The organism is Mycolicibacterium llatzerense (genome assembly GCF_025331195.1).
Taxonomy (GTDB): Bacteria; Actinomycetota; Actinomycetes; order Mycobacteriales; family Mycobacteriaceae; genus Mycobacterium; species Mycobacterium llatzerense.
On the sequence record NZ_LXOV01000001.1, the window covers coordinates 635,108 to 661,012 of the forward strand.

Annotated in this window: 26 protein-coding genes; 14 read left to right on the forward strand and 12 right to left on the reverse strand. The window is 66.4% G+C overall.

Features of this window, described 5'->3' with window-relative positions; genetic code table 11:
* Positions 1-137 precede the first annotated feature (137 nt).
* From A7G45_RS03480 to A7G45_RS03500, 4 genes are all read left to right on the forward strand, one after another.
* Positions 138-1,001, forward strand: a complete 864-nt coding sequence (locus A7G45_RS03480) for a cyclopropane mycolic acid synthase family methyltransferase (RefSeq protein ID WP_260933740.1) — start codon at positions 138-140, stop codon at positions 999-1,001.
* A gap of 8 nt (positions 1,002-1,009) precedes the next feature.
* Positions 1,010-1,894 (forward strand): cyclopropane mycolic acid synthase family methyltransferase, encoded by an 885-nt coding sequence (locus tag A7G45_RS03485; protein ID WP_260933743.1) that lies wholly within the window; start codon positions 1,010-1,012, stop codon positions 1,892-1,894.
* A 460-nt stretch (positions 1,895-2,354) separates the two neighbouring features.
* Positions 2,355-3,020 (forward strand): fasciclin domain-containing protein, encoded by a 666-nt coding sequence (locus A7G45_RS03495; RefSeq protein ID WP_260933746.1) that lies wholly within the window; start codon positions 2,355-2,357, stop codon positions 3,018-3,020.
* Positions 3,021-3,142: 122 nt separating this feature from the next.
* Entirely contained in the window at positions 3,143-4,003 is an 861-nt protein-coding gene (locus A7G45_RS03500; RefSeq protein WP_260933749.1) for a cyclopropane mycolic acid synthase family methyltransferase, read from the forward strand.
* 45 nt (positions 4,004-4,048) lie between these two features.
* Here A7G45_RS03500 and A7G45_RS03505 read toward each other — a convergent pair whose 3' ends face one another.
* From A7G45_RS03505 to A7G45_RS03515, 3 genes are read right to left on the reverse strand one after another with little or no spacing between them, the layout of a single operon-like run.
* Positions 4,049-5,266: a cytochrome P450 gene (locus A7G45_RS03505; RefSeq protein WP_260933752.1), complete on the reverse strand. Its 1,218-nt coding sequence runs from the start codon at positions 5,264-5,266 to the stop codon at positions 4,049-4,051.
* A complete protein-coding gene (gene purB, locus A7G45_RS03510) occupies positions 5,263-6,681 on the reverse strand; it encodes an adenylosuccinate lyase (RefSeq protein WP_043390348.1) in 1,419 nt (472 codons plus the stop codon). The genes A7G45_RS03505 and purB overlap by 4 nt, the downstream gene beginning before the upstream one ends.
* Positions 6,682-6,706: 25 nt before the next feature.
* Positions 6,707-7,321, reverse strand: a complete 615-nt coding sequence (locus tag A7G45_RS03515; protein WP_043390345.1) for a TetR/AcrR family transcriptional regulator — start codon at positions 7,319-7,321, stop codon at positions 6,707-6,709.
* Between the two features lie 96 nt (positions 7,322-7,417).
* On the opposite strand from A7G45_RS03515, the gene A7G45_RS03520 reads away from it, so the two are divergent.
* On the forward strand, positions 7,418-8,314 hold the full coding sequence (locus tag A7G45_RS03520; protein WP_260937936.1) for an alpha/beta hydrolase: 897 nt from the start codon (positions 7,418-7,420) through the stop codon (positions 8,312-8,314).
* 48 nt (positions 8,315-8,362) lie between these two features.
* Here the strand turns inward: A7G45_RS03520 and purD are convergent, their stop codons facing one another.
* Positions 8,363-9,631 (reverse strand): phosphoribosylamine--glycine ligase, encoded by a 1,269-nt coding sequence (purD, locus tag A7G45_RS03525; RefSeq protein WP_260933758.1) that lies wholly within the window; start codon positions 9,629-9,631, stop codon positions 8,363-8,365.
* 72 nt (positions 9,632-9,703) lie between these two features.
* On the opposite strand from purD, the gene A7G45_RS03530 reads away from it, so the two are divergent.
* Positions 9,704-10,195: an EspA/EspE family type VII secretion system effector gene (locus A7G45_RS03530; RefSeq protein ID WP_051954455.1), complete on the forward strand. Its 492-nt coding sequence runs from the start codon at positions 9,704-9,706 to the stop codon at positions 10,193-10,195.
* Between the two features lie 6 nt (positions 10,196-10,201).
* Here the strand turns inward: A7G45_RS03530 and A7G45_RS03535 are convergent, their stop codons facing one another.
* The 5 genes from A7G45_RS03535 to A7G45_RS03555 form a co-directional block, all read right to left on the reverse strand.
* Entirely contained in the window at positions 10,202-11,431 is a 1,230-nt protein-coding gene (locus A7G45_RS03535; protein WP_260933762.1) for a hypothetical protein, read from the reverse strand.
* Positions 11,421-11,864 carry a carboxymuconolactone decarboxylase family protein gene (locus tag A7G45_RS03540; protein WP_043390337.1) on the reverse strand — a complete coding sequence of 148 codons (444 nt, stop codon included), beginning with the start codon at positions 11,862-11,864 and terminating at the stop codon, positions 11,421-11,423. The genes A7G45_RS03535 and A7G45_RS03540 overlap by 11 nt, the downstream gene beginning before the upstream one ends.
* Positions 11,864-12,715: an NAD(P)-dependent oxidoreductase gene (locus A7G45_RS03545; protein WP_260933766.1), complete on the reverse strand. Its 852-nt coding sequence runs from the start codon at positions 12,713-12,715 to the stop codon at positions 11,864-11,866. The genes A7G45_RS03540 and A7G45_RS03545 overlap by 1 nt, the downstream gene beginning before the upstream one ends.
* Positions 12,712-13,464, reverse strand: a complete 753-nt coding sequence (locus tag A7G45_RS03550; protein ID WP_043390332.1) for an SDR family oxidoreductase — start codon at positions 13,462-13,464, stop codon at positions 12,712-12,714. The genes A7G45_RS03545 and A7G45_RS03550 overlap by 4 nt, the downstream gene beginning before the upstream one ends.
* 76 nt (positions 13,465-13,540) lie before the next feature.
* Positions 13,541-15,010, reverse strand: coding sequence for an aldehyde dehydrogenase (locus tag A7G45_RS03555; RefSeq protein ID WP_260933769.1), 1,470 nt, complete (start codon positions 15,008-15,010; stop codon positions 13,541-13,543).
* 183 nt (positions 15,011-15,193) lie between these two features.
* On the opposite strand from A7G45_RS03555, the gene A7G45_RS03560 reads away from it, so the two are divergent.
* From A7G45_RS03560 to A7G45_RS03595, 8 genes are all read left to right on the forward strand, one after another.
* Positions 15,194-15,799: a TetR/AcrR family transcriptional regulator gene (locus A7G45_RS03560; RefSeq protein ID WP_260933771.1), complete on the forward strand. Its 606-nt coding sequence runs from the start codon at positions 15,194-15,196 to the stop codon at positions 15,797-15,799.
* The gene (locus A7G45_RS03565; RefSeq protein WP_260933773.1) at positions 15,796-16,995 is read left to right on the forward strand and encodes a cytochrome P450; all 1,200 of its coding nucleotides are present in this window, start codon (positions 15,796-15,798) and stop codon (positions 16,993-16,995) included. Before A7G45_RS03560 ends, A7G45_RS03565 begins: the two co-directional genes overlap by 4 nt.
* Positions 16,996-17,023: 28 nt before the next feature.
* Positions 17,024-17,851, forward strand: a complete 828-nt coding sequence (locus tag A7G45_RS03570) for an SDR family oxidoreductase (RefSeq protein WP_260933776.1) — start codon at positions 17,024-17,026, stop codon at positions 17,849-17,851.
* The gene (locus tag A7G45_RS03575) at positions 17,848-19,200 is read left to right on the forward strand and encodes a lanosterol 14-alpha demethylase (protein WP_260933778.1); all 1,353 of its coding nucleotides are present in this window, start codon (positions 17,848-17,850) and stop codon (positions 19,198-19,200) included. Before A7G45_RS03570 ends, A7G45_RS03575 begins: the two co-directional genes overlap by 4 nt.
* Before the next feature lies 1 nt (position 19,201).
* Positions 19,202-19,408, forward strand: coding sequence for a ferredoxin Fdx (locus A7G45_RS03580; protein WP_071286471.1), 207 nt, complete (start codon positions 19,202-19,204; stop codon positions 19,406-19,408).
* Positions 19,409-19,425: 17 nt separating this feature from the next.
* Positions 19,426-19,989: a nuclear transport factor 2 family protein gene (locus A7G45_RS03585; protein ID WP_071286470.1), complete on the forward strand. Its 564-nt coding sequence runs from the start codon at positions 19,426-19,428 to the stop codon at positions 19,987-19,989.
* A gap of 92 nt (positions 19,990-20,081) precedes the next feature.
* Positions 20,082-21,212, forward strand: coding sequence for an NDMA-dependent alcohol dehydrogenase (locus A7G45_RS03590; RefSeq protein ID WP_043390316.1), 1,131 nt, complete (start codon positions 20,082-20,084; stop codon positions 21,210-21,212).
* 85 nt (positions 21,213-21,297) lie between these two features.
* Positions 21,298-21,714, forward strand: a complete 417-nt coding sequence (locus A7G45_RS03595; protein WP_043390313.1) for a nuclear transport factor 2 family protein — start codon at positions 21,298-21,300, stop codon at positions 21,712-21,714.
* Here the strand turns inward: A7G45_RS03595 and A7G45_RS03600 are convergent.
* Genes A7G45_RS03600 through A7G45_RS03610 form a run of 3 tightly spaced genes read right to left on the reverse strand, consistent with a single transcriptional unit; the run spans position 21,702 to position 25,905 of the window.
* Entirely contained in the window at positions 21,702-22,700 is a 999-nt protein-coding gene (locus tag A7G45_RS03600; RefSeq protein WP_260933790.1) for an NAD-dependent epimerase/dehydratase family protein, read from the reverse strand. The two genes, A7G45_RS03595 and A7G45_RS03600, sit on opposite strands and share 13 nt — an antisense overlap.
* Positions 22,700-23,665, reverse strand: a complete 966-nt coding sequence (locus A7G45_RS03605; protein ID WP_260933793.1) for an SDR family NAD(P)-dependent oxidoreductase — start codon at positions 23,663-23,665, stop codon at positions 22,700-22,702. Before A7G45_RS03605 ends, A7G45_RS03600 begins: the two co-directional genes overlap by 1 nt.
* Before the next feature lie 8 nt (positions 23,666-23,673).
* Positions 23,674-25,905, reverse strand: coding sequence for an MMPL family transporter (locus A7G45_RS03610; RefSeq protein WP_260933797.1), 2,232 nt, complete (start codon positions 25,903-25,905; stop codon positions 23,674-23,676).

Consider the following 25,905-nt stretch of genomic DNA (forward strand, 5'->3'; position numbering starts at 1 on the left):
GCCTGGCTGGTCCGGCGAACCACGCTGCCCCCGCTTACGTGTTCTGAACATCGCATCGCGTAGGGACCGTCGCTGTGGCCGGCCCGACAGATGTGTACGTGACAGCACTCCACATCCACTGCCGGGAAGGAAAAGCCATGGCAGACAAACTCAAACCGCACTTCGCGGACGTCCAAGCCCACTACGACCTGTCCGACGACTTCTTCAGACTGTTCCTGGACCCCAGCCAGACCTACAGCTGCGCATACTTCGAGCGCGACGACATGACACTCGAACAAGCACAGATGGCGAAAATCGACCTGGCGCTGGGCAAACTCGGCCTGGCCCCCGGGATGACGCTGCTCGACGTCGGCTGCGGCTGGGGCGCCACCATGCGCCGCGCCATCGAAAAGTACGACGTCAACGTCGTCGGCCTGACACTGTCCAAAAATCAAGCCGCCCACGTCCAACAACTCTTCGACAACATGGACACCCCCCGCTCCCGCCACGTCCTGCTCGAAGGCTGGGAACAATACGACGGAACAGTCGACCGGATCGTCTCCATCGGCGCATTCGAACACTTCGGCCACGACCGCTACCCAGCGTTCTTCCAGATGGCCTACAACGCCCTCCCACCCGACGGCATCATGCTGCTGCACTCCATCTGTGGCTTCGACCCGCGCCAGGCTGCGGAACTCGGTATTCCGATCACCTTCGAGCTGGCTCGATTCATCAAATTCATCACCACGGAAATCTTCCCGGGCGGCCGGCTGCCGTCCACCGCGATGGTGGAAGAGCACGCCACCGCAGCCGGATTCAACGTGACCCGAGTCCAATCGCTGCAACCGCACTACGCGAAAACCCTCGACCTCTGGGCCGAAGCCCTGGAAGCCCACCGCGACGAAGCCATCGCAGTGCAATCGGTCGAGGTCTACGACCGATACATGAAATACCTGACCGGGTGCGCAAAGGGTTTCCGGCTGCGCCAAGTCGATGTCGACCAATTCACCCTGGAGAAGTAAACAGATTCATGTCCAATGGTTCCAATGATGAAATGCGACCACACTTCGAGGAAATCCAAGCCCACTACGACCTGTCCGACGATTTTTTCGCCCTGTTCCAGGACCCGACGCGAACCTACAGTTGTGCCTATTTCGAACCATCGACGCTGACACTTGAGCAGGCGCAGATCGCGAAGATCGACCTGAACCTCGACAAGCTCGATCTCAAACCAGGTATGACGTTGTTGGACATCGGATGCGGCTGGGGCGCCACCGCCAAACGCGCGGTCGAGAAGTATGACGTAAACGTCATCGGACTCACGTTGTCGAAGAACCAGCAGGCCTTCACTCAGCAGCTCCTCGACGATATCGATTCGCCACGGAGCCGCCGCGTGCTACTGCGTGGTTGGGAGCAGTTCGACGACCCCGTCGACCGGATCGTGTCCATCGAAGCCTTCGAACATTTCGGTTTCGAACGTTATCCGGATTTCTTCAAGAACTGCCATGAAATTCTGCCCGACGACGGTCGCATGACCATTCAGAGCAGCGTCGGCTATCACCCGTATGAGTTGCATGCCGATGGCAAGAAGGTCACCTTCGAGACGGCCCGATTCATCAAATTCATCGTCACGGAGATCTTCCCGGGTGGGCGAATTCCGACGACGAACATGATGGTCGAGCACGGTGAGCACGCAGGATTTACCGACATCGAGACCCTGTCCCTGCGGCCGCATTACATCCGCACCCTCAACATCTGGGGAAACGCACTCGAGTCGAACCACGACAAAGCCGTCGAAGTGCAATCTGAAGAGGTCTACCAGCGCTTCATGAAGTACCTGCGCGGCTGCGAACGCTACTTCGCCGAAGGCCTGCTGGACGTCACTCTCGCCGCGTACCGCAAGGACGCGACCTAGGACCGACTCCCTCGCGGGTCCGCACCGTGACTCGGGAGGGAGTCCGGACCGGCCCACTGTTCCCGGAACGGCATGCGCGTGCGAACTGACGGGTTGCCGACGGTGTCGAGTACGCGCAGCCCCAGGCTCGCGATCGTCGGCACCCCGACCAACTTGTGGAACCACCGGCCGCGCCGATACTCCGTACCCCACGCCTCCTCCACCCGCTGGGCGTAGTTGGTGAAATCTCACGCTGCGGGTCGCAGGAGTGATTCGGAACCAAGGGCGGCCCGGATGGGTGCGGCAGCGAATTCGGTGTCTTCGGGTACACGAATCTGGCAGCTTCCTCCCGTCAGTCGAATCACGTTGGCGGACAACCCTCATTCCATCTGCCCGCAGACCTATCCAAAAGCGTCAGGGTTCCGAATCAGTAAACAAAGAACAAACCACGGCGGCAGTCGTCCGCACAAAGGAGACCCGGATGCAACACCCTCGCTATCGACACATCGCGGCCGCAGGCATGTCGATTGTCGCCGTCATCGGCTTATCAGCGTGTTCGGACGCCAGCACCAAGTCGGCACCCTCGGCTGCGCCAAGTACAAACATGGCGTCGATGCCAAGTGCTGCCACGGCAGTGACATCGGCTCCGCCCGTCACGGCACTCGTGGGCACCGGTTGCCAGGCCTACGCACAGCAGGTTCCCGCCGGGCCGGGTTCGGTCGCCGGGATGGGGTTACACCCGGTCGCGACGGCTGCCTCCGACAATCCGATGTTGACCACGCTGACGGCGGCTCTGTCAGGCAAACTGAACCCGAACGTCAACCTGGTCGCGACTCTGAACGGTGGCGAATACACCGTTTTCGCGCCCACCGATGATGCCTTCAAGAAGCTGCCGGCAGCGACCCTGGATTCACTCAAAACGGACTCCGCCACCCTGACCAAAATCCTCACGTATCACGTTGTGCAAGGCCAACTCTCGCCCGCGGCCGTAGGCGGGAACCACACCACCCTCGAAAGCTCGCCGGTGCGCGTTACCGGCGACGGCGCAGATCTGAAAGTCAATGACGCGGCGCTGGTATGCGGCGGAATCAAGACCGCGAATGCGACGGTGTACATGATCGACTCGGTCCTGATGCCGCCGACCTGACGGAAGCACAACGCGATCCGGCGCTGGGGCAGCCGGAGTCGAAGCCGTCAGATCGACATCCGCTGCAGTTCAACGTTTTTCATAACCCACTAAATCCAGGCCAACGGCCCGGAAGGAACATCATGGCGCAGAAACTTCAACCGCATTTCGCGGACGTCCAAGCCCACTACGACCTGTCCGACGACTTCTTCAGACTGTTCCTGGACCCCAGCCAGACCTACAGCTGCGCATACTTCGAGCGCGACGACATGACACTCGAACAAGCACAGATGGCGAAAATCGACCTGGCGCTGGGAAAACTCGGCCTCACGCCAGGCATGACGCTGCTCGACGTCGGCTGCGGCTGGGGCGCCACCATGCGCCGCGCCATCGAAAAGTACGACGTCAACGTCGTCGGCCTGACACTGTCCAAAAATCAAGCCGCCCACGTCCAACAACTCTTCGACAACATGGACACCACCCGCTCCCGCCACGTCCTGCTCGAAGGCTGGGAACAATACGACGGAACAGTCGACCGGATCGTCTCCATCGGCGCATTCGAACACTTCGGCCACGACCGCTACCCAGCGTTCTTCCAGATGGCCTACAACGCCCTCCCACCCGACGGCACCATGCTGCTGCACACCATCTGCGGCACCGATCCGCGTTACACGAACCTGCCTGTGACGATCGACCTGCTGCGGTTCGTCAAGTTCATCATGACCGAGATTTTCCCGGGCGGACGGCTGCCGTCCGCCCCGATGGTCCGCCAGCACGCCGCGGCAGCCGGATTCAAGGTGACCCGGGTCCAGTCACTGCAGCCGCACTACGCGAGAACCCTCGACCTGTGGGCCGAAGCCCTGGAAGCCCACCGCGACGAAGCCATCGCAGTGCAGTCCGTCGAGGTCTACGACCGATACATGAAATACCTGACCGGGTGCGCGAAGATGTTCCGGCTGCGCCAGGTCGATGTCAACCAGTTCACGCTGCAGAAAGCCCCGTGATTTGTGCACGATTTTCCGCGCCACCCGCGGATTTTCGTGCACAAATCACGACAGGGTGACCCAGAGGTGCCGCAGCCCGGTGTGCCGGTTGCTGCGAGTCCATTCCGGTGGCCGAACGACCTGGATGTCCGGGAACCGGGCCAGCAGCTCGTCGAACAGGACCCGCAGCTCCAGCCGCGCCAGGTTCGCGCCCAGGCAGTAGTGCAGTCCCTGCCCGAATCCCAAGTGCGGATTGGGTTTCCGGGCCACGTCGAAGGCCATGGGATCGGTGAACACCCGCTCGTCGCGGTTGGCCGAACCTTCCCAGACCACGACTTTCTGCCCCGCCTCGATGGTGCACCCGCCCAGCTCGACGGTGCGGGTGGCGGTACGCCGCTTCGACGGTGACGGCGAGGTCCAGCGCACCATCTCCTCGATCGCCGACGGCAGCAGTGCCGGGTCTGCGCGTAGCAGTGCCAGCTGAGATGGGTTCTCGCACAAGGCCAACAGCCCGCCGGCGACCGAGTTGCGGGTGGTCTCCGCGCCCGCACTGAACAGCAGGTTGAAGAACAGATAGACCTCGAGGTCTGACACGTCTTCGGCGTTGGCCACCACGGACAGCATGTCGTCGGTGGGTTCGGCCCGCTTGGACGCGATCAACTCCATCCCGAAGTTGTACATCCGCGACCCGGCTTCCTGCACCGACAACCGGGTGATGGCGGCCTTGCGCGAACCGCCGAAGTCGAAACTCGGCTCGATCGCCTCGAACAGCCAATGTCGTTGCGACTCAGGGATACCCATCAGGATGCAGATCATCTGCATGGGCAGCTCGGCGGCGATGTCGACCAGGAAGTCAAATGGCACGCCCGGCTTCACCGCGTCCAGCAGCGCCTGGGTTCGCGCACGCAGGTCATCCTCGACCCGCGTGATCATCCGCGGCGTCAGCCCCGACGACACCAGCCGCCGGATCTCCGCGTGCCGCGGGTCGTCCATCATGTTCAGCACCTGGCCGGCGATGGACAGGTCCTGGATCAGGGTCCCGCCGAACGGCCGCGAACCGCCCGTCACCGACGAGAACGTCACCGGATCACGCAGTACCGCAAGGGTTTCGGCATGGGTGGCGACGGACCAGAAGCCCTCGCCGTCCGGGGTGTTCTCGGTCGGCTCGTGCCAGTACACCGGGGCTTCGGAGCGGTGCCGCGCGAACAGCTCGTGCGGGAAACCCGCAGCGAAGTTGTCGAGGTCGGTCAGGTCGACCCCGGCGAGACTTCGCGCCAGGGTCACAGGATGGCGCCCGAGGTGTACTTGGCCGCCTCCGGGTACTGCCCGACCAACCGGTCCACCGCAGCCACCACGGCGTCGACCTGGTCACCGGACGCACCGCTGAACGCTTGCTTGTCGGCCAGCGCCGCATCGAGTTCGACGCGGTCGAGCGGCAGGCGCGGATCGGCGGCCAAGCGGTCCAGAAGGTCGGGTTCCAAACCCTTTTCGCGCATCGCCAGCGCCACCGCGACGGCGTGCTCCTTGATGACCTCGTGTGCGGTCTCGCGGCCGACGCCGGCGCGTACCGCGGCCATCAGGATGCGGGTCGTCGCCAGGAACGGCAGGTAGCGGTCCAGCTCACGCTGGATCACCGCCGGGTAGGCGCCGAACTCGTCGAGCACCGTCAGGAACGTCTCGGTCTGCCCGTCGATCGCGAAGAACGCATCGGGCAGCGCGACACGGCGCACCACCGAGCAGAAGACGTCGCCCTCATTCCATTGCGCCCCAGCCAGTTCCGCGGCCATCGAGCCGTAGCCGCGCAGCACGACCTGCAGACCGTTGACACGTTCACACGACCGGGTGTTCATCTTGTGCGGCATGGCCGACGAGCCGACCTGCCCGGGCGCGAAGCCCTCGGTGGCCAGTTCGTGGCCGGCCATCAGCCGGATGGTGTGCGCGAACGACGACGGACCGGCGCCCAACTGCACCAGCGCGGACAGCACGTCATGGTCGAGCGACCGCGGGTACACCTGGCCGACCGAGGTGAAAACCTCGGTGAATCCCAGGAATTCAGCGACCCGGCGCTCCAGGTCAGCGAGCCGCGAGGCGTCACCGCCGAACAGGTCCAGCATGTCCTGCGCGGTCCCCATCGGGCCCTTGATGCCGCGCAGCGGGTACCGGTCGATCAGCTCCCGCAGCCGGGTCAGCGCGACCAGGGTCTCTTCGGCTGCCGAGGCGAACCGCTTGCCGAGGGTGGTGGCCTGCGCCGCCACGTTGTGCGAGCGACCGGCCATCACCAGGTCGCGGTACAGCGCGGCGCGCTCGGCGAGCCGCGCCACCACCGCGACACCGTGGGAGAACACCAGTTCCAGCGACTGCCGGATCTGCAGCTGCTCGACGTTCTCGGTGAGGTCGCGGCTCGTCATGCCTTTATGCACGTGCTCGTGGCCGGCCAGCGCGTTGAATTCTTCGATGCGCGCCTTGACGTCGTGGCGGGTGACGCGCTCGCGCGCGGCGATGGACGCCAGGTCGACCTGCTCCAGCACGCGCTCGTAGTCGGCCACCACCCCGTCCGGCACGGCCACCCCGAGCTCGGACTGCGCGCGCAGCACTGCCAGCCACAGCCGGCGTTCGGCGACGATCTTGTTCTCCGGTGACCAGATGGCCACCATCTCGTCGCTGGCGTAACGGTTGGCCAGCACATTGGGGATGCTCACGGGGCTTAAGCCTACTTCGGCCTATTTACAGGGCGATCCGGCGTTCTTGGTCGAAGGGCGCCAAGACGTCGATGACGTCCACGAGGGTCGCCCGGGCCGTCGCGCGCGGGCCGTCACCGTCACTGACCATCGAGGCGACCACCGCCCCGTCCACCGCGCAGACCAGGGCCGTCAGCAGTTCGGCGCGCACCGAGCGCCCCGACCGTTCCACCACCTCGATGACGGCGTCGGAGCGCTGCTTGAGGATGCGTCGCTGCACGTCCCGCAGCCCGGGCTGGCGAGCGCAGGCGATGTAGCGCTCGTAGCGGGAAATCAGCTGGTCGGACGCCCGGTTACCGTCGCCGACCAGCAGGTCGACCAGCAGATCGGCCGTCGCGTCGGCGCCGCGTCGGCGCCGCGACAGTGTCGAAACCCGCAGACGCAGCTGCTGCGATTCGGATTCGCCGACGTGCTCGACGGCCTTTTCGATGAGGTCGTCGAGGGATGAGAAGTAGTACGTCGTGGAGGCCAGCGGCAGCCCGGCTCGCTGCGCCACGGAGCGGTGCCGGACGGCGTCGAAGCCCCCCTCGCACAGCAGCTCGGCGGCGGCGCTGACCAGCGCATACCGCCGCCGTTCCCCCTTAGGGGTGACTGCTGTCATCACCAGGTAAATGCTGCCAGCAATGGTCACGTGGTGATCACGAATTGACGTAATCCATTAGGCATTACTCAGGAATGACGCCTGGTGGCCGATGGCATGATGGCGGCCATGACAGAGCTGAGCCGACGCGCCGTCCTCCGTCTCGGAGCGGGCGCCGCCGCAGGGGCCGCCGGCGCGTTCGCGTTGGGGTCGACGATCAACCGCCCGGCCGCCACCGCGCAACCGGTGACGATGACGAGCGTGGGAACGCCGCTGGCGCCACCCCCGGCCGTCGCGGACCCGGCCCCCACCTACGTGACGGGCTCGTTCGTCTCTCAGGCCCGCGGCGGTGTCTCGACCAACTGGGCCATCGCCCGCCCGCCGGGCCAGACCGTGCCGCTGCGCCCCGTGATCGCGCTCCATGGCAAAGGCAGCGATGCCGCGACCGTGATGGCCGGCGGTGTGGAACAGGGGCTCGCACAGGCCGTGGCGGCGGGACTGCCGCCGTTCGCGGTAGTGGCCGTCGACGGCGGTGGCGGCTACTGGCACAAGCGGGCGTCCGGTGAGGATGCCGGCGCGATGGTGCTCGACGAGCTGATCCCGATGCTGGCCGGTCAGGGGCTGGATACCTCGCGGGTGGGCTTCCTCGGCTGGTCGATGGGCGGTTACGGCGCGCTGCTGCTGGGCGGTCGGCTGGGGGCGGCCCGGACCGCGGCGATCTGCGCGGTGAGTCCGGCGTTGTGGACGTCATCCGGCGCGACGGCTCCGGGCGCCTTCGATGGCGCGGGCGACTACGCGGCCAATTCGGTGTGGGGACTGCCCGGGCTGGCGGGCATCCCGATCCGGATCGACTGCGGCGACAGCGACCCGTTCTACTCGGCGACCAAGCAGTTCATCGCCCAACTGCCGAACGGAGCGGCGGGCGGGTTCTCCCCCGGCGGGCACGACGGGGCGTTCTGGAGCTCACAGCTGCCCGCCGAGATCTCGTGGCTGGCCCCGCTTTTGACTGCGTGATTTCGGCGTGATTTGTAGCGGTGAGCGATACAAATCACGCCGAAATCGCTAGAGGGAGATGCGACCCTCGGCGGCCGCGAGGCCGATATCGGTGCGGAAGTGGCTGCCCGGCAAGCGAACTGACTCGATGATCCGATAGGCGTCGGCCCGCGCGGCTGCCAGGTCTGCACCGGTGCCAACCACCGACAGCACCCGGCCGCCGGAGGAGACGACGCTGCCGTCGGCCCGGCGGGTGGTGCCCGCGTGCAGCACGCCGGCCGTCTCCGATCCGGTGATCACGTCCCCGACGCGGGGGCGACCCGGGTAGTTCTCGGCGGCCACGACGACAGTCACGGCCGAGCCGTCCTGCCACTGCAGCTCGCCCAGCGAGCCCAGGGTTCCGGTGGCGGCGGCGTTCAGCAACGAACCCAGCGGGGTCTCCAGCAGCGCCAGCACCGCCTGGGTCTCGGGATCGCCGAAGCGGCAGTTGAATTCGACGACGGCCGGCCCCTGCGAGGTGATGGCCAGGCCCGCGTACAGCAGCCCGGAGAACGCGCTTTCACGCCGAACCAGTTCAGCGGCAACGGGTTTGACGACCTCGTCGACGATCTGGTCGACGACGGCAGCGGGCAGCCACGGCAACGGCGTGTAGGCGCCCATGCCACCGGTGTTGGGTCCGCTGTCGTTGTCGCCGACGCGCTTGAAGTCCTGGGCGGGCAGCAGCGGCACCACGGTCTCGCCGTCGACGACGCAGAACAGCGACACCTCGGGTCCGTCGAGGAACGACTCGAGCAGCACCGGGTGGCCGGACTCGAGCAGTTCGGCGGCGTGCGCGCGGGCCGCGTCGCGGTCAGCGGAGACGACGACGCCCTTGCCGGCGGCCAGGCCGTCGTCCTTGACGACCCACGCCTGCTGACCGGCAGGCGGGCCGAAGCGGTCCAGTGCTGCGTCGAGGTGAGCGGGGTTGTCGACGATCTCGCTGATCGCTGTGCGAACCCCGGCAGCGGCCATGACGTCCTTGGCGAATGCCTTCGAGCCTTCGATGCGGGCGGCGTCCTTGGACGGCCCGAAGCAGGCGATGCCGGCCGCACGCAGGGCGTCGGCCACGCCGAGCACCAAGGGCACCTCGGGCCCGATCACCACCAGGTCGGCGGACAGCTTCCTGGCCAGCGCGACCACCTCGTCGGCGGCAGTGATGTCGACGTCGTGTTGTTCGGCGACGGCGGAGGTGCCGGCATTGCCGGGAGCGACGGCCAGGTAGTCCACCTGGGGGTCGCGGCTCAGGGCAAGCAGCAGGGCATGTTCACGGGCTCCAGAGCCGATCACGAGGACGCGCACAGCCACACACTAATAGCTGGTCGGCTCGTCCTAAACTGGGCAGGCCCGACGCACGCGAGGAGGTCCACACCGGTGGAGCCGCTGGATGCCTTCCTGCTCATGTGGGAACGGGCCCGCGCCACCTTCGGCGAGGGCGTTCCGCACGATCGCACCGAGTTCGACAAGAGCGCGGAGCTGCGCGGGCTGCAGGATCAGGTGAAGGCCGCGGGTCCCGGATCGCACTGGACGGGCGGCGCAGCGGACCGCTATGCCGACGCCAACCACGAGCACGCCCAGGCCCTCGGCCGGCTGGCCGATCTCGACAAGCGCGTGGGCGACGAACTCGAGCGGTCCGCCGACGTGGTCAACGGCGGGCGCCGGGAACTCGACGCGCTCAAGCAGTGGGTGAACGACCTCGCCGACGAGGCCAAGAAGACACCGACCGCCGCCGCCGACCACGCACTGTGGTCGGCGATCGGCAAGGCCAGCGGCGATGTCGCCGACATCATCCAGCGCTCACACACAGACCTGTCGGGGGTCGCGGGGCGAATCCAGAGTCTCGACAGCGAGTTCGACGACTTCTGAGCCGCGCTACACCACCGTCAGTGGCAGGGACTTGCGTTCTTCGAAAACCCAGGCCGCCCCGCTGCTGACCTTGCACACCGAGACCTCGCCGAGTTCCTTTGCCGGGGTGTCGGTTTCGACGAATCGGACGGTCCAGTCGGTGTCGGTGCCCGACACCTCCGCCCGCAGCAGCGGGTTGACGGCCGTCGCGATCGCCTGCAGCGGCAGGACGGATCCCGGGGACACCAGAGCGATCCAGGCGTCGTCCTCGTGCGCCGGCGAGGGGTGCACGTGCGCCTCGTCACCCGAAACATCGACGGAGACATAGGCGGCCGGGTTGAGCAGCGGATGCAGCTCCAGCACGCGAAGGGCGCCGGCGGCGGCGTCGTTCGGCAGCTCCAGCACCCGCCGGATGCGTTCGGCCGCAACACCGGAGATGCCGATCAGCGACTTGGTCCGGATCGACCGTTCCTTGTCGACGTCGCCATTGCACCGGGCCCGGACCGCCAGCGCGAAGGACAGCACCAGCAGGTGCATCTGCAGGCACACCTCGTCGGCGATGCGTACCAGGGCCGAGTGCGAGAAGGCGGAGAAGTCGACGTCGCTCAGCAGCGGGCCGGAGTAGTCGGCCTGACCGTCGTCGGACGGATCGATCGCATCGAGCTCGCAGTTGTATGCACCACTCGCGCCGATGATGTCGAGCTGCGGGATGAACCCGACCTCGGGATAGGACTCGTCGATGGTGACGGTCCACGCGCAGGCCGGCGTTCGGCCCGCCGGCACGCGCGGCGGCCGGTGGATGGGGCGCACCTGGCAGCGCCGGTTTGTCGCCAGCGCCGTCGCGTCGAACGTCGGGTCCTCGATGTCGTGGCACATGCCGCGCACGTAATCGGGGCCCATGGGCTCGACATCCATGAGGGCGCCGCAGTGGTCGAGGTGGAACTCGCCGTGCCAGCGATCATGCACGGTGTACCGGAAATCCATGAACTGCGGCGGCGCGCCGATGTCGAGCTGCAGCCCCTTGAAGATCGTGATGACGTCCACGCCTTCGTATTTCAGCGCCTTCTGCATCCGCTTGGTGTACAGCGGGCTGGAGCCGGCCCACTCCTCGATGGCGACCTGCAGCATCTCTTCGCGGCCGAATTCGACGATGCACCAGGCCATTCCGGCGCGGTCGATGAGCTGGCCGATCAGCAGCAGCTCCGGCACCAGCGCGGCGAGCTCGGCACGCGACAGCGAGGCATACCTACTGGTCATCGAGCTCGGTCCCGGTGTTCATCTTGACCGCGGCGTTGACGTTGGCCTTGCGGTCCTCGCCGAGACCCTTCTCGGCAGCCTTACGCCGCCTGGCCACCACCTTGGACACCGCTCCGTTGAATGCCGAACCGAGCGGGAAGCCGAGGTATTGGGTGAGGAAGATGCCGATGTCCTTGAGCTCGGCCTCGGTGAACTCCTCGTTGAGCAATGCAGCGTTGACCTGGATTTCCGCGAGATCCTGCGAGCCGACGGCAGTGACACAGGTGAACGTCATGAGCCGCTTCTCCCGCATGGACAGTCCGGGCTTGCTCCAGATGGTGCCGAACAGGTGATCCACGGTGAGGTCGAAGTACGGGTCGCCCTCGATGTTGGGCATCTCCCAGCCGTAGACCTCGTTCATCTTCGCCAAGCCCTTGGCGCGCAACTCGTCCATCACTGCTCCTTCGAATGCGGTACGCCGAGCCCCTCGGCGAGGTTGGCCAGGGCCAGCTCGGCGAGCGGAAGGTCCACTCCCACCGTAGAACCCAGGCCGAGTGCCAGCGACAAATCCTTCTCCGCCAACCCACGGGTGTGGACGAACATGTTGTAGAGGAAGTGGTCGGGCGCCAGCGGTTTGGTGTCGTCCCGCGCCATGATCGCGCCGGGCCCGCCGGACTGCGCGTCACTGTGCCGCACCACGCGGCCCAGCTTCTGCAGGTCTATGCCGGAAGCCTCGGCCAGCTTCTGCGCCTCGCACGCGGCGGCGAAACCGATGAAGGTCAGCATGTTCCGGGCCAGCTTCATCCGGGTGCCCGCGCCGGGCTCACCGGCGCGCACCACCAGCGAGGCCCACTGCTTGAAGACGGGCTTGACCTTGTCGTAGGCGTCGTCGTCGGCCCCGACCATGACCGCCAGCTCGCCCTTGCTCGCCGCGCCGGCGCCGCCGCTGACCGGGGCGTCGACGATGTGAATCCCCTTGGGCCGCAACTGCTCAGCCAGCTCGACGGCGGTCGTCGGCTCGATCGTGGAGTGGATCGCGATCACCGTGCCGGGCTCGGCGTGTTCGGCGAGTTGCGTCACGACGTCGCGGACCTGCTCGTCGTTGAGCACGGTCACGCTGATCACGTCGGCCTTGGCGACCTCCGCAACGCTGTCGGCCAGGGTGGCGCCGAGTTCCGCGAACGGTGCCATGGCCTCGGCGCGCATGTCGAAAACGACGAGCCCGCCTGGCCATTCGGCCAGCCGCTTGGCCATCGGCGCGCCCTGGTTTCCCAGACCGATATACCCGAGTCGAACGTCGCTCATGACCGGATGATCTGTCCGCCGTCGACGTTGAAGATCTGCCCGGTGATCCAGCTGGCCTCGTCGGACAGCAGGAACAGGCACATACCGGCGAGGTCTTCGGGCGTGCCCATCCGCGCCAGTGGCAGAGTCTGGACGATCTGCTTCACGATGGCCTGCGGCGTGGTGCTGCGGTTGGCCTCGGTGTCGATGGGCCCCGGCGCGATCGCGTTGATGCGGATGTTGCGCCAGCCCAGTTCGCGGGACAGCTGCTGCGTCAGACCGTTGATGCCGACCTTGGCCAGCCCGTAGAAGTTGGCGTAAACCCATGCCGCCGTGGAGGACTGGTTGACGATGGAGCCCCCGCCGCGCTTCTCCATGTGCGCGAACACCGCGCGGGTACACACCAGCGCACCGTCGAGGTTGACGCTCATGAACTTGCGGTAGTAGTCCCAGTCCACGGTCAGTAGACCGTCGAGCTTCATGCCGCCGAAGATCGCGGCGTTGTTGACCAGGTAGTCGATCCCGCCGAACTCGGCCACGGCCTGGGCGGCCATGTCGTTGGCCGAATCGATGTCGGAGACGTCGACCCGGACGGCCAGCGCCTTGCCGCCCTCGGCCTTGATGCCGGCGGCCACCTTCTCGGCGCCTTCGACGTTGATGTCGGCGATGACGACCGCGGCGCCTTCGCGCGCCAGCGCCTCGGCGTAGACCTGGCCGATGCCGCCGCCGGCTCCGGTCACGATCGCGACCTTGTTCTCAAACCTGCTCATGATTTCCTCTCCGCCGAATGGGCAGTTACTACACGGTTTTCGCTGATTTGCGTGTCACAGTTGGCCACTGGAGCGACTAGGTCGCGAGGGTGGCGATGCACTTGGTCTCCAGGTACTCCTCGAACCCGGCAATGCCCATCTCCCGGCCGTTGCCGGACTGCTTGTAGCCGCCGAACGGCGCGTCGGCGGAGTACCAGACACCGCCGTTGACGTTGACGGTGCCGACGCGCAGCCGGGCCGCCACGCCGGCCGCCCGCTGCGGGTCGGCAGAGAAAACCGTGCCGGACAGTCCGTACGGCGAGTCGTTGGCGATGCGCACGGCGTCGTCGTCGCCATCATGGGCGATGACGGTGAGCACCGGCCCGAAGATCTCCTCACGCGCGACGCGGGACGAATTGTCCAGTCCGGCAATGACGGTCGGTTCGATGAAGAACCCGGTGTCGCGGTCCGCCGGCCGCCCGCCACCGCAGGCGAAGGTGCCGCCCTCGTCAATGGCCAGGTCGAGGTAGCTCTGCACCCGGTCGCGTTGGCGCGCCGAGATCACCGGACCGCAGACAGTGCGCGAGCTGGACGGGTCACCGGGCTTGATGCCGCCCATGGTGCCGGCCGCAGCCGCGACTGCCTCGTCGTAACGCGCCCGTGGGACCACCAGACGGGTGGTGATCGCGCAGCCCTGGCCGGCGTGCATCGACGCGGTGAACGCGGCCATCGCACAGGCGCCGGCCAGGTCGGCGTCGTCGAGCACCAGGAACGCCGACTTGCCCCCGAGTTCCAGGAACACCTTCTTGATGGTTTCTGCGGCGTCGGTCATCACGGCGCGGCCGGTGACGGTCGATCCGGTGAACGAAACCAGGTCCACGTCAGGGTGTTTCGACAGCATGGCACCGACGCCGTGGTCACGGGAGGTGACGATGTTGATGGCGCCGGCCGGGAAGTCGGTGTGCTCGGCGATCAGTTCGCCGAGCACCGCGGCGGCCCACGGGGTGTCCGGCGCAGGCTTGAGGACCAGGGTGTTGCCCGCCGCGAGCGCCGGCCCGACTTTGGCGAGGTTGATCTGGTGCGGGAAATTCCACGGCGTGATGGCACCGACGACGCCGACGGCCTCGCGCGCGATGGTCCGGTTGGTCGGAATGCCTTGCGGCGTGGCATGTCCCAGGTCGGTGGTCCACTGATAGTTCTCGGCGGTGTCGGCAGCGAAGCTCAGGTCTTCGATCGGACCGTCCAAATGCGCGCCGGCGGTGAGCATCCGGGGTGCACCGACCTCCGCAATCGTGAGCTCGCGCAGGTCATCGCGGTGGTCGCGCATGGCCTGCTGCAGCTGCCGCAGACAGCGCACCCGCAGTTCGACGTTCGTGGACCAGTCGGTCTCGTCGAAGGCCCGCCGGGCGGCGTCGATGGCGTCAGCCATGTCCCCCACCGTGGCATCGGCCGCCACGCCGAGGACTTCCTCGGTCGCGGGGTTGATGGTCGGGAACGCGCCGCGCGAGCCCGGCACCAATTTCCCGTCGATGAGAAGGCGACTTTCGCGATCACCCAGCAAGGTCATCTGCACTCCTGAAAATTCTGGACAGCTGTCCGACAACGTTGAGTCGAACCATAACCTCACGCGCTGCCGAGTGGCAAGGGTCGGGCGAAATCAGCAACGCCGCTGTCGCGTCAAACACCGATTCACCTGGTTCTTTTCGCCACCGTCTTGCTTCTGCGACGCGTTATCGGCTAACTTGGACATGTGTCCAGCGATGTAGTGGCCGCAGTCGCAAGTACCGGCCAAGAAGCGGACGATCAGCCGCGCAACCGCCGCCAGGAGGAAACCTTCCAGAAGGTTCTGGCCGCCGGTCGCGAGATGCTGCGGGAATCGTCCTACGCCGACCTGACGGTGCGGGCGGTGGCGGCGCGGGCCAAGGTCGCGCCGGCAACCGCCTACACCTACTTCTCGTCCAAGAACCACCTCATCGCCGAGGTGTACCTGGACATGGTTCGGCAGGTGCCCTACTTCACCGATGTGAACCAGTCGATGGCCAGCCGCGTCGAGCAGGCGCTGCGCAGTCTGGCCCTGGTGGTCGCCGACGAACCCGGGGTGGCGGCCGCCTGCACGACGGCCCTGCTGTCCGGCGACGACGACACGGTCCGCAAGGTGCGGGACCGCATCGGTGGCGAAATCCACCGCCGGATCCGTTCGGCCGTCGGGCCCGACGCCGATCCGCGCCTGCTGTCGGCGCTGGAGATGACGTACTTCGGGGCACTCGTCAACGCCGGCAGCGGCGTCTACACCTATCACCAAATCGCAGACCGGCTGTCCTATGTCGTCGGACTTATCGTGGGAGACAACGCATGACAGCCAATGTCGAGCTACTCATCGACCCGTACAGCTACGACTTCCACGAAGATCCGTATCCGTTTTACCGGCGGCTGCGGGACGAGGCGCCGATCTACCGGAACGACAAGCTCAACTTCTGGGCCCTGTCGCGGCACGAGGATGTGCTGCGCGGCTTCCGGAACAGCACCGCCCTGTCCAACAAGCACGGCGTCTCGCTGGACCCGATCTCCCGCAACGACGAAGCGCACCGCGTGATGTCCTTTCTGGCCCTCGATGATCCTGCGCACCTGCGGCTGCGCACCCTGGTCTCCAAGGGCTTCACGCCGCGGCGCATCCGCGAGCTCGAAGGGCGGGTCACCGAGATCGCCGTCCAGCACCTCGATGAGGCGTTGCAGAGCAACACCTTTGACTACGTCGACGATTTCGCGGGCAAGCTGCCCATGGACGTCATCAGCGAGCTGATGGGCGTCCCCGACGAAGACCGCGTGCGCATCCGCGCACTCGCCGACGGCGTGATGCACCGCGAGGACGGAGCACCCGACGTCCCGGCGTCCGCCATCGCCGCCTCGGGTGAGCTGTTGATGTACTACGCCGCCATGGTCAAGCAGCGCCGCAAGAGCCTGAGCGACGACCTCACCTCGGCACTGGTCGAGGCCGAGATCGACGGCGACAAACTCACCGACGACGAGATCATGGCGTTCCTGTTCCTGATGGTGATCGCCGGCAACGAGACCACCACGAAACTGCTTGCCAATGCGGCCTATTGGGGACACAAGAACCCCGGCCAGCTGGCTCCGGTCTTCGACGACCACGAGCTGATCTCGCCGTGGATCGAGGAGACGCTGCGCTACGACACGTCCAGCCAGCTGCTGGCCCGGGCCGTCGTCGAGGACCTCGAGTTTCACGGCACCACCGTCCCGGCGGGCGAGGTGCTGGTGCTCCTCGCCGGCTCCGCCAACCGCGACGAGCGGGTGTTCGAGGCGCCCGACGAGTACCGCATCGGCCGCGAGATCGGCTCGAAGCTGGTGAGTTTCGGCAGCGGCGCCCACTTCTGCCTGGGCGCCCACCTGGCCCGGATGGAAGCCCGGGTCGCCCTGACCGAATTGTTCAAACGTATCCGCGGTTACGAGGTGGACGAGGACAACTGTGTCCGCGTGCACTCCAGCAGCGTTCGCGGATTTGCCCACCTGCCCGTCACCGTCCAGACCCGCTGAACCGCCAGATTCTGAGAGGCATTGCTACATGGCCCGTTTCGAACCACACCCCACCCGCAGGCCCGCCATCGTGGCCGGCGCCTCGTCGGGCATCGGCGCCGCGACGGCGACGGCACTCGCCGCCCGTGGCTTCCCGGTCGCCCTCGGCGCCCGCCGGGTGGAGAAGTGTCAGGAACTCGTCGACCAGATCAAAGCCGAAGGCGGAGAAGCGATCGCGCTGCCGCTGGACGTCACCGATACCGCGTCGGTCGAGAACTTCGTCGCCAAGGCGACAGCCGCTCTCGGCGACATCGAAGTCCTGGTCACCGGTGCCGGTGACACCAACTTCGGCCGGCTGCACGAGATGAGCACCGACGACTTCGCGGCACAGTTGCAGGTTCACCTGGTCGGCGCCAACCGGATGGCCCGTGCCGTCCTCGACGGCATGGTCGAGCGCCGGCGCGGCGACCTGATCTTTGTCGGATCCGATGTGGCGCTGCGGCAGCGCCCGCACATGGGCGCCTACGGCGCCGCGAAAGCCGGCCTGGTCGCGATGGTCACCAACTTCCAGATGGAGCTGGAAGGCACCGGCGTGCGCGCCTCGGTCGTGCACCCCGGCCCGACCATGACGTCGATGGGCTGGAGCCTGCCGGCCGAGAAGATCGGTCCGGCCCTCGAGGATTGGGCCAAATGGGGCCAGGCCCGCCACAGCTACTTCCTGCGCGCCGCCGACCTGGCCCGCGCCATCACGTTCGTCGCCGAGACCCCGCGCGGCGGGTACATCGCCAACATGGAACTGCAGCCCGAAGCGCCACTGACGGAGATCAAGGACCGTCAGTCGCTGGCCCTGGGCGAAGAAGGGATGCCTGGACAATGACCATCACCAAAGAGGTACAACGGGTTTCGGGCGGTGCCGAGGAACACGGCCACCTGGAAGAGTTCCGCACCGACCCGATCGGCCTGATGCAGCGCATCCGCGACGAATGCGGCGACGTCGGCTGGTTCCAGCTCGCGGACAAGCAGGTGGTGCTGCTGACGGGCTCTGAGGCCAACGAGTTCTTCTTCCGCTCCAGCGACAGTGAACTCAACCAGGCCGAGGCCTATCCGTTCATGACGCCGATCTTCGGCGAGGGCGTGGTGTTCGACGCCGACCCCGAACGTCGGGCCGAGATGCTGCACAACACCGCGCTGCGCGGCGAGCAGATGAAGGGCCACGCCGCGACCATCGAGCGCGAGGTCCGGCGGATGACCGAAAACTGGTGCGACTCAGGGGAAATCGATCTGCTGGAGTTCTTCTCCGAACTGACCATCTACACCTCGACGGCCTGCCTGATCGGCCCCAAATTCCGCAACCAGCTCGATTCGCGGTTCGCGAACTACTACCACCTGCTCGAGCGCGGCACCGATCCGCTCTGCTACGTCGACCCCTATCTGCCCATCGAGAGTTTCCGCATCCGCGACGAGGCCCGGGCCAACTTGGTGGAGTTGGTGCAGGAGGTCATGGACGGCCGAATTGCCAACCCGCCCACCGACAAGAGCGATCGTGACCTGCTCGACGTCCTGGTATCCATCAAGGACGAAGAGGGCAACCTGCGCTTCAGCGCCAACGAGGTCACCGGCATGTTCATCTCGCTGATGTTCGCCGGACACCACACCAGCTCGGGTACGTCGTCGTGGACGCTGATCGAGCTGCTGCGCCACCCCGACTTCTACGCCAAGGTCCAGCAGGAGCTCGACGACCTCTACTCGGACGGCCAGGAGGTGAGTTTCCATGCGCTGCGCCAGATTCCGAATCTCGACAACGCGCTCAAGGAGACCCTGCGCCTGCACCCGCCGCTAATCATCCTGATGCGCGTCGCGCAGGACGAGTTCGAGGTCGCCGAGCACCCGATCCACAAGGGCCAGATGGTGGCCGCCTCGCCGGCGATCTCCAATCGGATTCCCGAGGACTTCCCGGACCCTGACGCGTTCAACCCAGACCGTTACGAGAAGCCGCGGCAGGAAGATCTGCTGAACCGGTGGACCTGGATCCCGTTCGGTGCCGGCAAGCACCGCTGCGTGGGTGCGGCGTTCGCGCAGATGCAGATCAAGGCGATCTTCTCGGTTTTGTTGCGCGAGTACGAGTTCGAGATGGCCCAGTCCCCGGAGAGCTACCAGAACGACCACTCGAAGATGGTCGTCCAGCTGGCCCGGCCCGCGACGGTCCGGTACCGGAAGCGCTCCTGAAATGGGTGGCTACCGCGTTGAAGTCGACCGCGACCTGTGCCAGGGCCACGCCATGTGCGCCCTGGAGGCGCCCGACTACTTCAACGTTCCCAAGCGCGGCACCGTCGAGATCCTCGACGAGACCCCGCCCGACGAAGCGCGCGACGAGATCGAGCGCGCCGTGGCCGAATGCCCGACCCAAGCCCTGTTCATTCGCGAAACCAGCTGAAAACAAAGGACAAGACAATGACGTCATTCCCCCGCGAACAACTCGAAGAGTGGGTGCAGCGGTGGCTGCAGGTCAACCGGGACGCCGAGGCGGCCGGTGACTGGAAGCCCATGGCCGACTTCTACACCGACGACGCCACCTACGGCTGGAACATCGGGCCCAAAGAGGACGTGATGTGCCTCGGCAAGGCCGAAATCCGGGACATCGCTCTGGGTTTGGAGATGGAGGGCCTCGAAGGCTGGAAGTACCCGTATCAACGGGTGGTGATCGACGACAAGCAGGGCGAGGTTGTCGGTTTCTGGAAGCAGGTGGTCACCGATCCCGACGACCCGTCGGCCGAGGGTCGGGAGATCTACGGCATCGGCGGCAGTTGGTTCCGGCTGGAGAACGTGGACGGGGAGCCGAAGATCGCCTGGCAGCGCGACTTCTTCGATTTCGGCCACGTGCAGAAGCTCTATTTGGACCTGATGACCGCGGGCAAACTGTCCAAGGGCATGCAGCAGCGCATCCAGCGCAGCCTGGCCGGCGAGCAACTGCCCGGCTACTACCCGCTGGGCGAGGCTCCCGTCCCGATCTGGTGAAACCGGCCAAGCAGTTGATTGGGGGTGGGTGTGACGTATCTAACTTTTGCCTCTAGTCTAAGTGAAACACGTTCTAGTGGAAGGCACATGCGGTGAAGACAAAAGGTGCTCTCATCTGGGAGTTCAACAAGCCGTGGACGATCGAGGAAATCGAAATCGGCGACCCCGTCAAAGACGAGGTCAAGATCCAGATGGAAGCCTCGGGCATGTGCCATTCGGACCACCACCTGGTGACCGGCGACATCCCGATGGCCGGTTTCCCGGTGCTCGGCGGCCATGAGGGCGCGGGCATCGTCGTCGAGGTCGGCCCCGGTGTCGACCACATCGCCGTCGGTGACCACGTCGTGCTGTCGTTCATCCCATCGTGTGGCGAGTGTCCGTCGTGTCAGGCCGGCATGCGCAACCTGTGCGACCTGGGCATGTACCTGCTGACCGGCACCGCCGTCTCCGACGGCACCCACCGCGTGCACGCCGCCGACGGCACGCCGGTCCTCCCGATGACGCTGCTGGGCACCTTCAGCCCCTACATGGTGGTCCACAAGAGCTCGGTCGTGAAGATCGACCCGACCATCCCGTTCGAGGTCGCCTGCCTTGTGGGCTGCGGTGTCACCACGGGCTACGGCTCCGCGGTGCGCAGCGGCGACGTCCGCCCCGGAGACGACGTGTGCATCGTCGGCGTCGGCGGTGTCGGTACCGGCGCGCTACAGGGTGCCCTGAACGCCGGTGCCCGCAATGTCTTCGTCGTGGATCCTGTTGAGTTCAAACGGGACAACGCCCTGAAGTTCGGTGCCACGCATGCCTACCCGGATATCTTCAGCGCCATGGCCGGCGTCGCGGAGGTCACCGAAGGCCGCATGGCCAGCAAGACCATCGTCACCGTCGGTGAACTGCACGGTGAGGACATCGACAACTACCTCAACATCACCAGCAAGGGCGGCACGTGCGTCGTGACCGCGGTCGCGAACATGGCCAGCCTGGACGTGAAGCTGAACCTGTCGATGCTGACGCTCATGCAGAAGCGCCTGCAGGGCACCATTTTCGGCGGCGGCAACCCGCACCATGACATCCCGTCGCTGCTGGCCATGTACAAGGCCGGCCGCCTGAACCTCGACGACATGGTCACCCGGCAGTACAAGCTGGAGCAGATCAACGAGGGCTACCAGGACATGCTGGAGGGCCGCAACATCCGCGGCGTCATCCGGTACACCGACGCCGACCGCTGAGCGAGACAGCCCAGGCCGAAACGGCATTCCAGCAGCGAAAGTTACCGCCTGCCGGAATGCCGTTTCGCCATGAACAAGGAGAAGCATGAATCCCGTTGTCACCGCGTCGCAGTCGTCGTGGCGTTGCGTCCAGAGCCACGACCGGGAGGGCTGGCTGGCCCTGATGGCCGACGACATCGTCGTCGAAGACCCGATCGGCGAGTCCGTCACCAACCCCGACGGCACCGGCGTGAAGGGCAAGGAGGCGCTGGCCGCCTTCTACGACACCAACATCGGGCCCAACCAGTTGACGATCACCTGCGAGGAGACGTTCCCGTCCAGCTCGCCCAACGAGATCGCCTACATCCTGGTGCTGCGCACCGAATTCCCGAACGGTTTCGTCGCGACCGTCCGCGGCCCCTTCACGTACAAGGTCAACGCCGAGGGGCTCATCACCAACCTGCGCGGCTACTGGAACCTCGAAGCCATGAAGTTCGAGCAGCCGGCGGATCAGAGCAACTGATTGTCTGCGTAGAACCGGGCCGCACGGCGGATGGCATTCACCGTCGGCTCCGGTTCCCAGCCCAACTCCCGCCGGGCCTTGCTGTTGTCCGCCGGTGACGTCAGGTGCAACAGCCGCGTGATGGTGAGCAGCGGCGGCACTTTGCCCGGCCGCACCGCACGTAGCGGCAGCGAGGCGTAGGCGCCCGCGTACATCGCGGCCTTGGAGACGCCGAATCGCGGTGGCCGCACACCGGTTTCGTCGGCTGACACCTCCAGGATGGTGCGCAGCGGCAGGTAGCTCTCCGAGATGATGTAGCGCTCCCCGACACGGCCGTGCTCGGCCGCCAGGAGCAACGCCCGCGCCGCGTCCTCGATGCCGACCACTTCCGCGGCCGCGTGGGCGGCATAGAACCGCATCTTGCCGGTCGCGGTGCGCGCCACGATCTCACCGTGCGGCGTGGGCTGCCAGTCCCGCGGGCCATAGGTGTTCGACACACACATCGCGACGGCGGGCAATCCCCGTTCGGCGACCGCATCCAGCACGAGTTGTTCTGCGGCGCGCCGTGATCGGACGTAGTCGCCGCCCTTGTCCGCCCAGTTGAACGGGGTGTCCTCGGTGACCGCACTGCCGTCCGTGCTGACGGCGATGGTGCAGATGGTGCTGACGAACACGAACTTGTCGAGCTCGGCGTCCACCGCGATGTCCAGCACCTGGCGCAGGCCATCGACATTGGTCCGGAACAACGGCGCCGGGTCGGGCAGCATGGCCCGGGCGTCGACGACGCAGTAGAAGACGACGTCCCGGTCGGCCATCGCGGCCCGCACGGCGTCATCGTCGAAAATGTCTCCGTAGCAACGCTCGACGTCGAGGTCATCGATGCCGCGGGTCGAGCTACTCTCCCGCAGCAGCACCCGCACGTCGTCGCCGCGTTCGACGAGCTGACGCGTCACATGGGAACCGAGGAAGCCACTGGCTCCCATGACCAGTGACTTGCGCGGCGCCATCAGGCCCGCGGCCCGACCGCCTGGCCGAGCAGGCGGTCGGGTTGCGACCACCACGGCGCGGCGTCGGACTCCCCGATTCCGGTGATGTCGTTCGCCTCCACGAAGTACTCGTACACCCGCGCCGGGTCGACGGCCGGTGCGCGCTTGCCCCACTTGACCGAGAGGAATCCGCTGTCCCCCATCGACTTCTGGTGCAGCACATAGGGTGACATCGACCGCGCGCCGCGGCCGACGGTGACCCCGCCGAACGTCCAGGCGATGTACGGCAGCACCCGGCGCCAGTAGACCTGGCTGAACTGGCCACGTTCGCGCAGGATGTTCGTCCCCGGCATCACGCCCGGATCGAAATACGCCGCGGACATGCCCTCGGGCACCAGTCCGCCGGCCGCGCGGGACAGGTAGAACAAGCCGAGTTTGGTGCGCGCGTACGCCTGGACCCCGTCATCGCTGGGCAGGCATTGCTCGGCGAGCGGCCGCCACTGGGCGGTCTTGACCCGAGCCAGCCGCTGGAACAGGGTCTGCCGGATGGTCGGCGACCCGACGATCATGACGCGCGCATCAGCGGCCAGCTGGGGACTGATCCGCGCCAGCAGCGAGTGCGGGGCCAAAAGGTTGGTGGCGACGGTCAATTCGATACCGTCGGGACTGAGCTCGTGCGCATCGTTGCGCAGCACGGCGGCATTGAGCACGACGGTGCGCAGTGGCGGGATCACTCCGTCCGCCACCAGGCGCGTGATCTCGGCGGCGGCGTTGCGCACGCTCTCCTGGCTGCCCTGATCGCACACCACGATGTGGGTGGTGCCGGCCGCGGCGCGCTCACCGAGCGCCGCCTTCAGTTCTTCGCCCCGCTTGGCATTGCGGACCGGCAGCACCGCGTGCCAACCGGGCTGTCCCACCACGCGTTTCGCCAGCCCGAGCCCCAGCCCGGAGGTGGCACCGGTCAACAGCAGACTTCGTGTCGCCATCTGATTCATTACCCGACTTCCGCTGGAGCTGACGAATTCTTCGCTGACGCACCCTCATTCAGACCGATGCGGGCATGCAGCCGGGCCAGCGGCGCCGGCGCCCACCAGTTCGCCTTGCCCAGCAGCACCATGACGGCCGGCAGCAGCACGGTCCGGATCACGATGGCGTCCACCAGGATCGCGACCGCCAGCCCGAACCCGAAGATGCGCAGGAACGACACCTGCGAGGCGACGAGCCCGGCGAACGTGATGGCCATGACGAGCGCCGCGGCGGTGACGATCCGGCCGGTGCCGGCCAGACCAAGGGCCACCGATTCGCGGCCGGCCGCATCGGATCGGTCTGAGGCAAGCCAGAATTCGCGAATCCGGGCGATGATGAACACCTCATAGTCCATCGACAGGCCGAACGCGACGCAGAACATCAGCACCGGCATGGTCGACACCAAAGTGCCCACCACCGTGGTGCCGAGGCCACCGAGATGACCCTCCTGGAAGATCCACACCAGCGCACCGAACGTCGCCGTAAGCGACAAAGCGTTGAGCACCAGCGCCTTCAGCGGGATGATCACGCTGCCGCTCAGCAGGAACAGCAGGACGAACATCACCACCGCTATCAGCCCCAGCATGGTCGGCACCCGGGTGGCGATGGCCTCGACGCCGTCGCGGTTGGACTGCGCGGCACCGGTGAACAACGGCGTCATCCCGGCCGGCGGCGGCACCGCGTGCAGCCGGTCCAGCGCTTCGTCGGACGCCGCGCTGAACGGCAGCGTCGTGGTGGTCACCGTCAGGAAACTGGCGTCGGTGCCGGTACCGGCCTCGTGACCGGCGGGACCGATCGCGCGTCCGCCCGCGTAGGTGGCACCCGGCCCGGCCGCGGCCACCACGGTCGGCACCTTGGACAGCTCCGCGGCGTAGGCGTCGATGGCAGTGTTGTCTTGAACAGCGGTATCCCGGGTTCCGTTGCCGTGCAACAGGACGATGTGCACCGGCAACCCGGCGTCCTGCGTGAAGTCACTGCGCATGTGGTCACCGACCTGACGCGCCGATGACGTGGTCGGCAAGATGCGGTCATCGGGGAAGCCGAACTTGATGTTGAGGAACGGCAACCCGACGATGACGAGCGGAATCAGGGTGACGGCGGCGGCGATCCTGGGACGACGCATCACCGCGTGCGTCCAGGTGTACCAACGTGATTCGGTCAGCGGACCACGCTGACCCGGCTTGCCGATCCGCTTACCGGTGACCCGGATGGCGGCCGGCGTGATGACCAGCGCGGCGAGCGCGGCCATGGCCACCACCGACACCGCGCCGTAGGCGAACGACCGCAGGAAGTACATCGGGAAGACCGCCATGGTCGCCAGGCACAGCGCGACCGTGGCCGCCGAGAAGACGACAGTGCGGCCGGCGGTGCGCATGGTGCGCCGCAGTGCCTCGTCGGGATGGGAGCCGTCGCCGATCTCCTCGCGGTACCGGCTCACCAGCAGCAGTGAGTAGTCGATGGCCAGGGCCAACCCCAACGCCACCGCGAGGTTGAGTGCGAATATCGAGACGTCGACGAATTCGGCCAGCACCCGAAGGATGGCAACCGAACCCGAGATCGCGAAGGCCCCGACCGCCAGCGGCACCAGGGCCGCGACCACGCCGCCGAACACCCACACCAGGACCAGGAATGTCAGCGGCAGCACGATGGCCTCGCTGACGGTCAGATCGTGCCGGCTCTGCTCGTTGACCGCGGAGTACACAGCGCCGGGACCGCCCGCCGAGATGGTGAGGCCCGGATCCCGCCCGCCGACATAGCGTTCCACCAACGCGGTGGACGACGCGATGCCGGTGGTCTCGTTGCCGTCCATGAAGGCGATGACCAGGGCCGAACGCCCGTCCTTGCTCACCAGGCCGGCCGCGACCGGATCAGGAGCTTCGAACGGTGAGAGCACCCGGGCGACGTGCTCGGTGCCGCGCAGCTCGGTGACCAACCGGTCCACCTGGGCCCGCACCGGCGCCGAGGTCACTGGTTGCTTGGCCTGCACCAGCAGATTCAGGTTGACGAAGCCGCGGTGGAACTCTTCGGTGAGCACCTTGTTGGCGCGGTTGGACTGGGCGTCGGGGTCGGTGAATCCACCGGCGCCGAGCATGTCGGCGACGGGCGCGGACAGGACCCCGAACAGCGACATCAGGATGACGGTGGCCAGGAGAATCCGTTTGGGCGCGGCGATGACCACGCGCGAGATCAGATCGAGCAT

Excerpts from the sequence above, each read along its gene's own strand:
- A7G45_RS03480 (WP_260933740.1), top strand. The coding sequence starts at position 138 with ATGGCAGACAAACTCAAACCGCACTTCGCGGACGTCCAAGCCCACTAC.
- A7G45_RS03485 (WP_260933743.1), top strand. The coding sequence starts at position 1,010 with ATGTCCAATGGTTCCAATGATGAAATGCGACCACACTTCGAGGAAATC.
- A7G45_RS03495 (WP_260933746.1), top strand. The coding sequence starts at position 2,355 with ATGCAACACCCTCGCTATCGACACATCGCGGCCGCAGGCATGTCGATT.
- A7G45_RS03500 (WP_260933749.1), top strand. The coding sequence starts at position 3,143 with ATGGCGCAGAAACTTCAACCGCATTTCGCGGACGTCCAAGCCCACTAC.
- A7G45_RS03515 (WP_043390345.1), bottom strand. The coding sequence starts at position 7,321 with ATGACAGCAGTCACCCCTAAGGGGGAACGGCGGCGGTATGCGCTGGTC.
- A7G45_RS03520 (WP_260937936.1), top strand. The coding sequence starts at position 7,418 with ATGATGGCGGCCATGACAGAGCTGAGCCGACGCGCCGTCCTCCGTCTC.
- A7G45_RS03535 (WP_260933762.1), bottom strand. The coding sequence starts at position 11,431 with ATGACCAGTAGGTATGCCTCGCTGTCGCGTGCCGAGCTCGCCGCGCTG.
- A7G45_RS03540 (WP_043390337.1), bottom strand. The coding sequence starts at position 11,864 with ATGGACGAGTTGCGCGCCAAGGGCTTGGCGAAGATGAACGAGGTCTAC.
- A7G45_RS03545 (WP_260933766.1), bottom strand. The coding sequence starts at position 12,715 with ATGAGCGACGTTCGACTCGGGTATATCGGTCTGGGAAACCAGGGCGCG.
- A7G45_RS03550 (WP_043390332.1), bottom strand. The coding sequence starts at position 13,464 with ATGAGCAGGTTTGAGAACAAGGTCGCGATCGTGACCGGAGCCGGCGGC.
- A7G45_RS03555 (WP_260933769.1), bottom strand. The coding sequence starts at position 15,010 with ATGACCTTGCTGGGTGATCGCGAAAGTCGCCTTCTCATCGACGGGAAA.
- A7G45_RS03565 (WP_260933773.1), top strand. The coding sequence starts at position 15,796 with ATGACAGCCAATGTCGAGCTACTCATCGACCCGTACAGCTACGACTTC.
- A7G45_RS03570 (WP_260933776.1), top strand. The coding sequence starts at position 17,024 with ATGGCCCGTTTCGAACCACACCCCACCCGCAGGCCCGCCATCGTGGCC.
- A7G45_RS03575 (WP_260933778.1), top strand. The coding sequence starts at position 17,848 with ATGACCATCACCAAAGAGGTACAACGGGTTTCGGGCGGTGCCGAGGAA.
- A7G45_RS03580 (WP_071286471.1), top strand. The coding sequence starts at position 19,202 with ATGGGTGGCTACCGCGTTGAAGTCGACCGCGACCTGTGCCAGGGCCAC.
- A7G45_RS03585 (WP_071286470.1), top strand. The coding sequence starts at position 19,426 with ATGACGTCATTCCCCCGCGAACAACTCGAAGAGTGGGTGCAGCGGTGG.
- A7G45_RS03595 (WP_043390313.1), top strand. The coding sequence starts at position 21,298 with ATGAATCCCGTTGTCACCGCGTCGCAGTCGTCGTGGCGTTGCGTCCAG.
- A7G45_RS03600 (WP_260933790.1), bottom strand. The coding sequence starts at position 22,700 with ATGGCGCCGCGCAAGTCACTGGTCATGGGAGCCAGTGGCTTCCTCGGT.
- A7G45_RS03605 (WP_260933793.1), bottom strand. The coding sequence starts at position 23,665 with ATGGCGACACGAAGTCTGCTGTTGACCGGTGCCACCTCCGGGCTGGGG.
- A7G45_RS03610 (WP_260933797.1), bottom strand. The coding sequence starts at position 25,905 with ATGCTCGATCTGATCTCGCGCGTGGTCATCGCCGCGCCCAAACGGATT.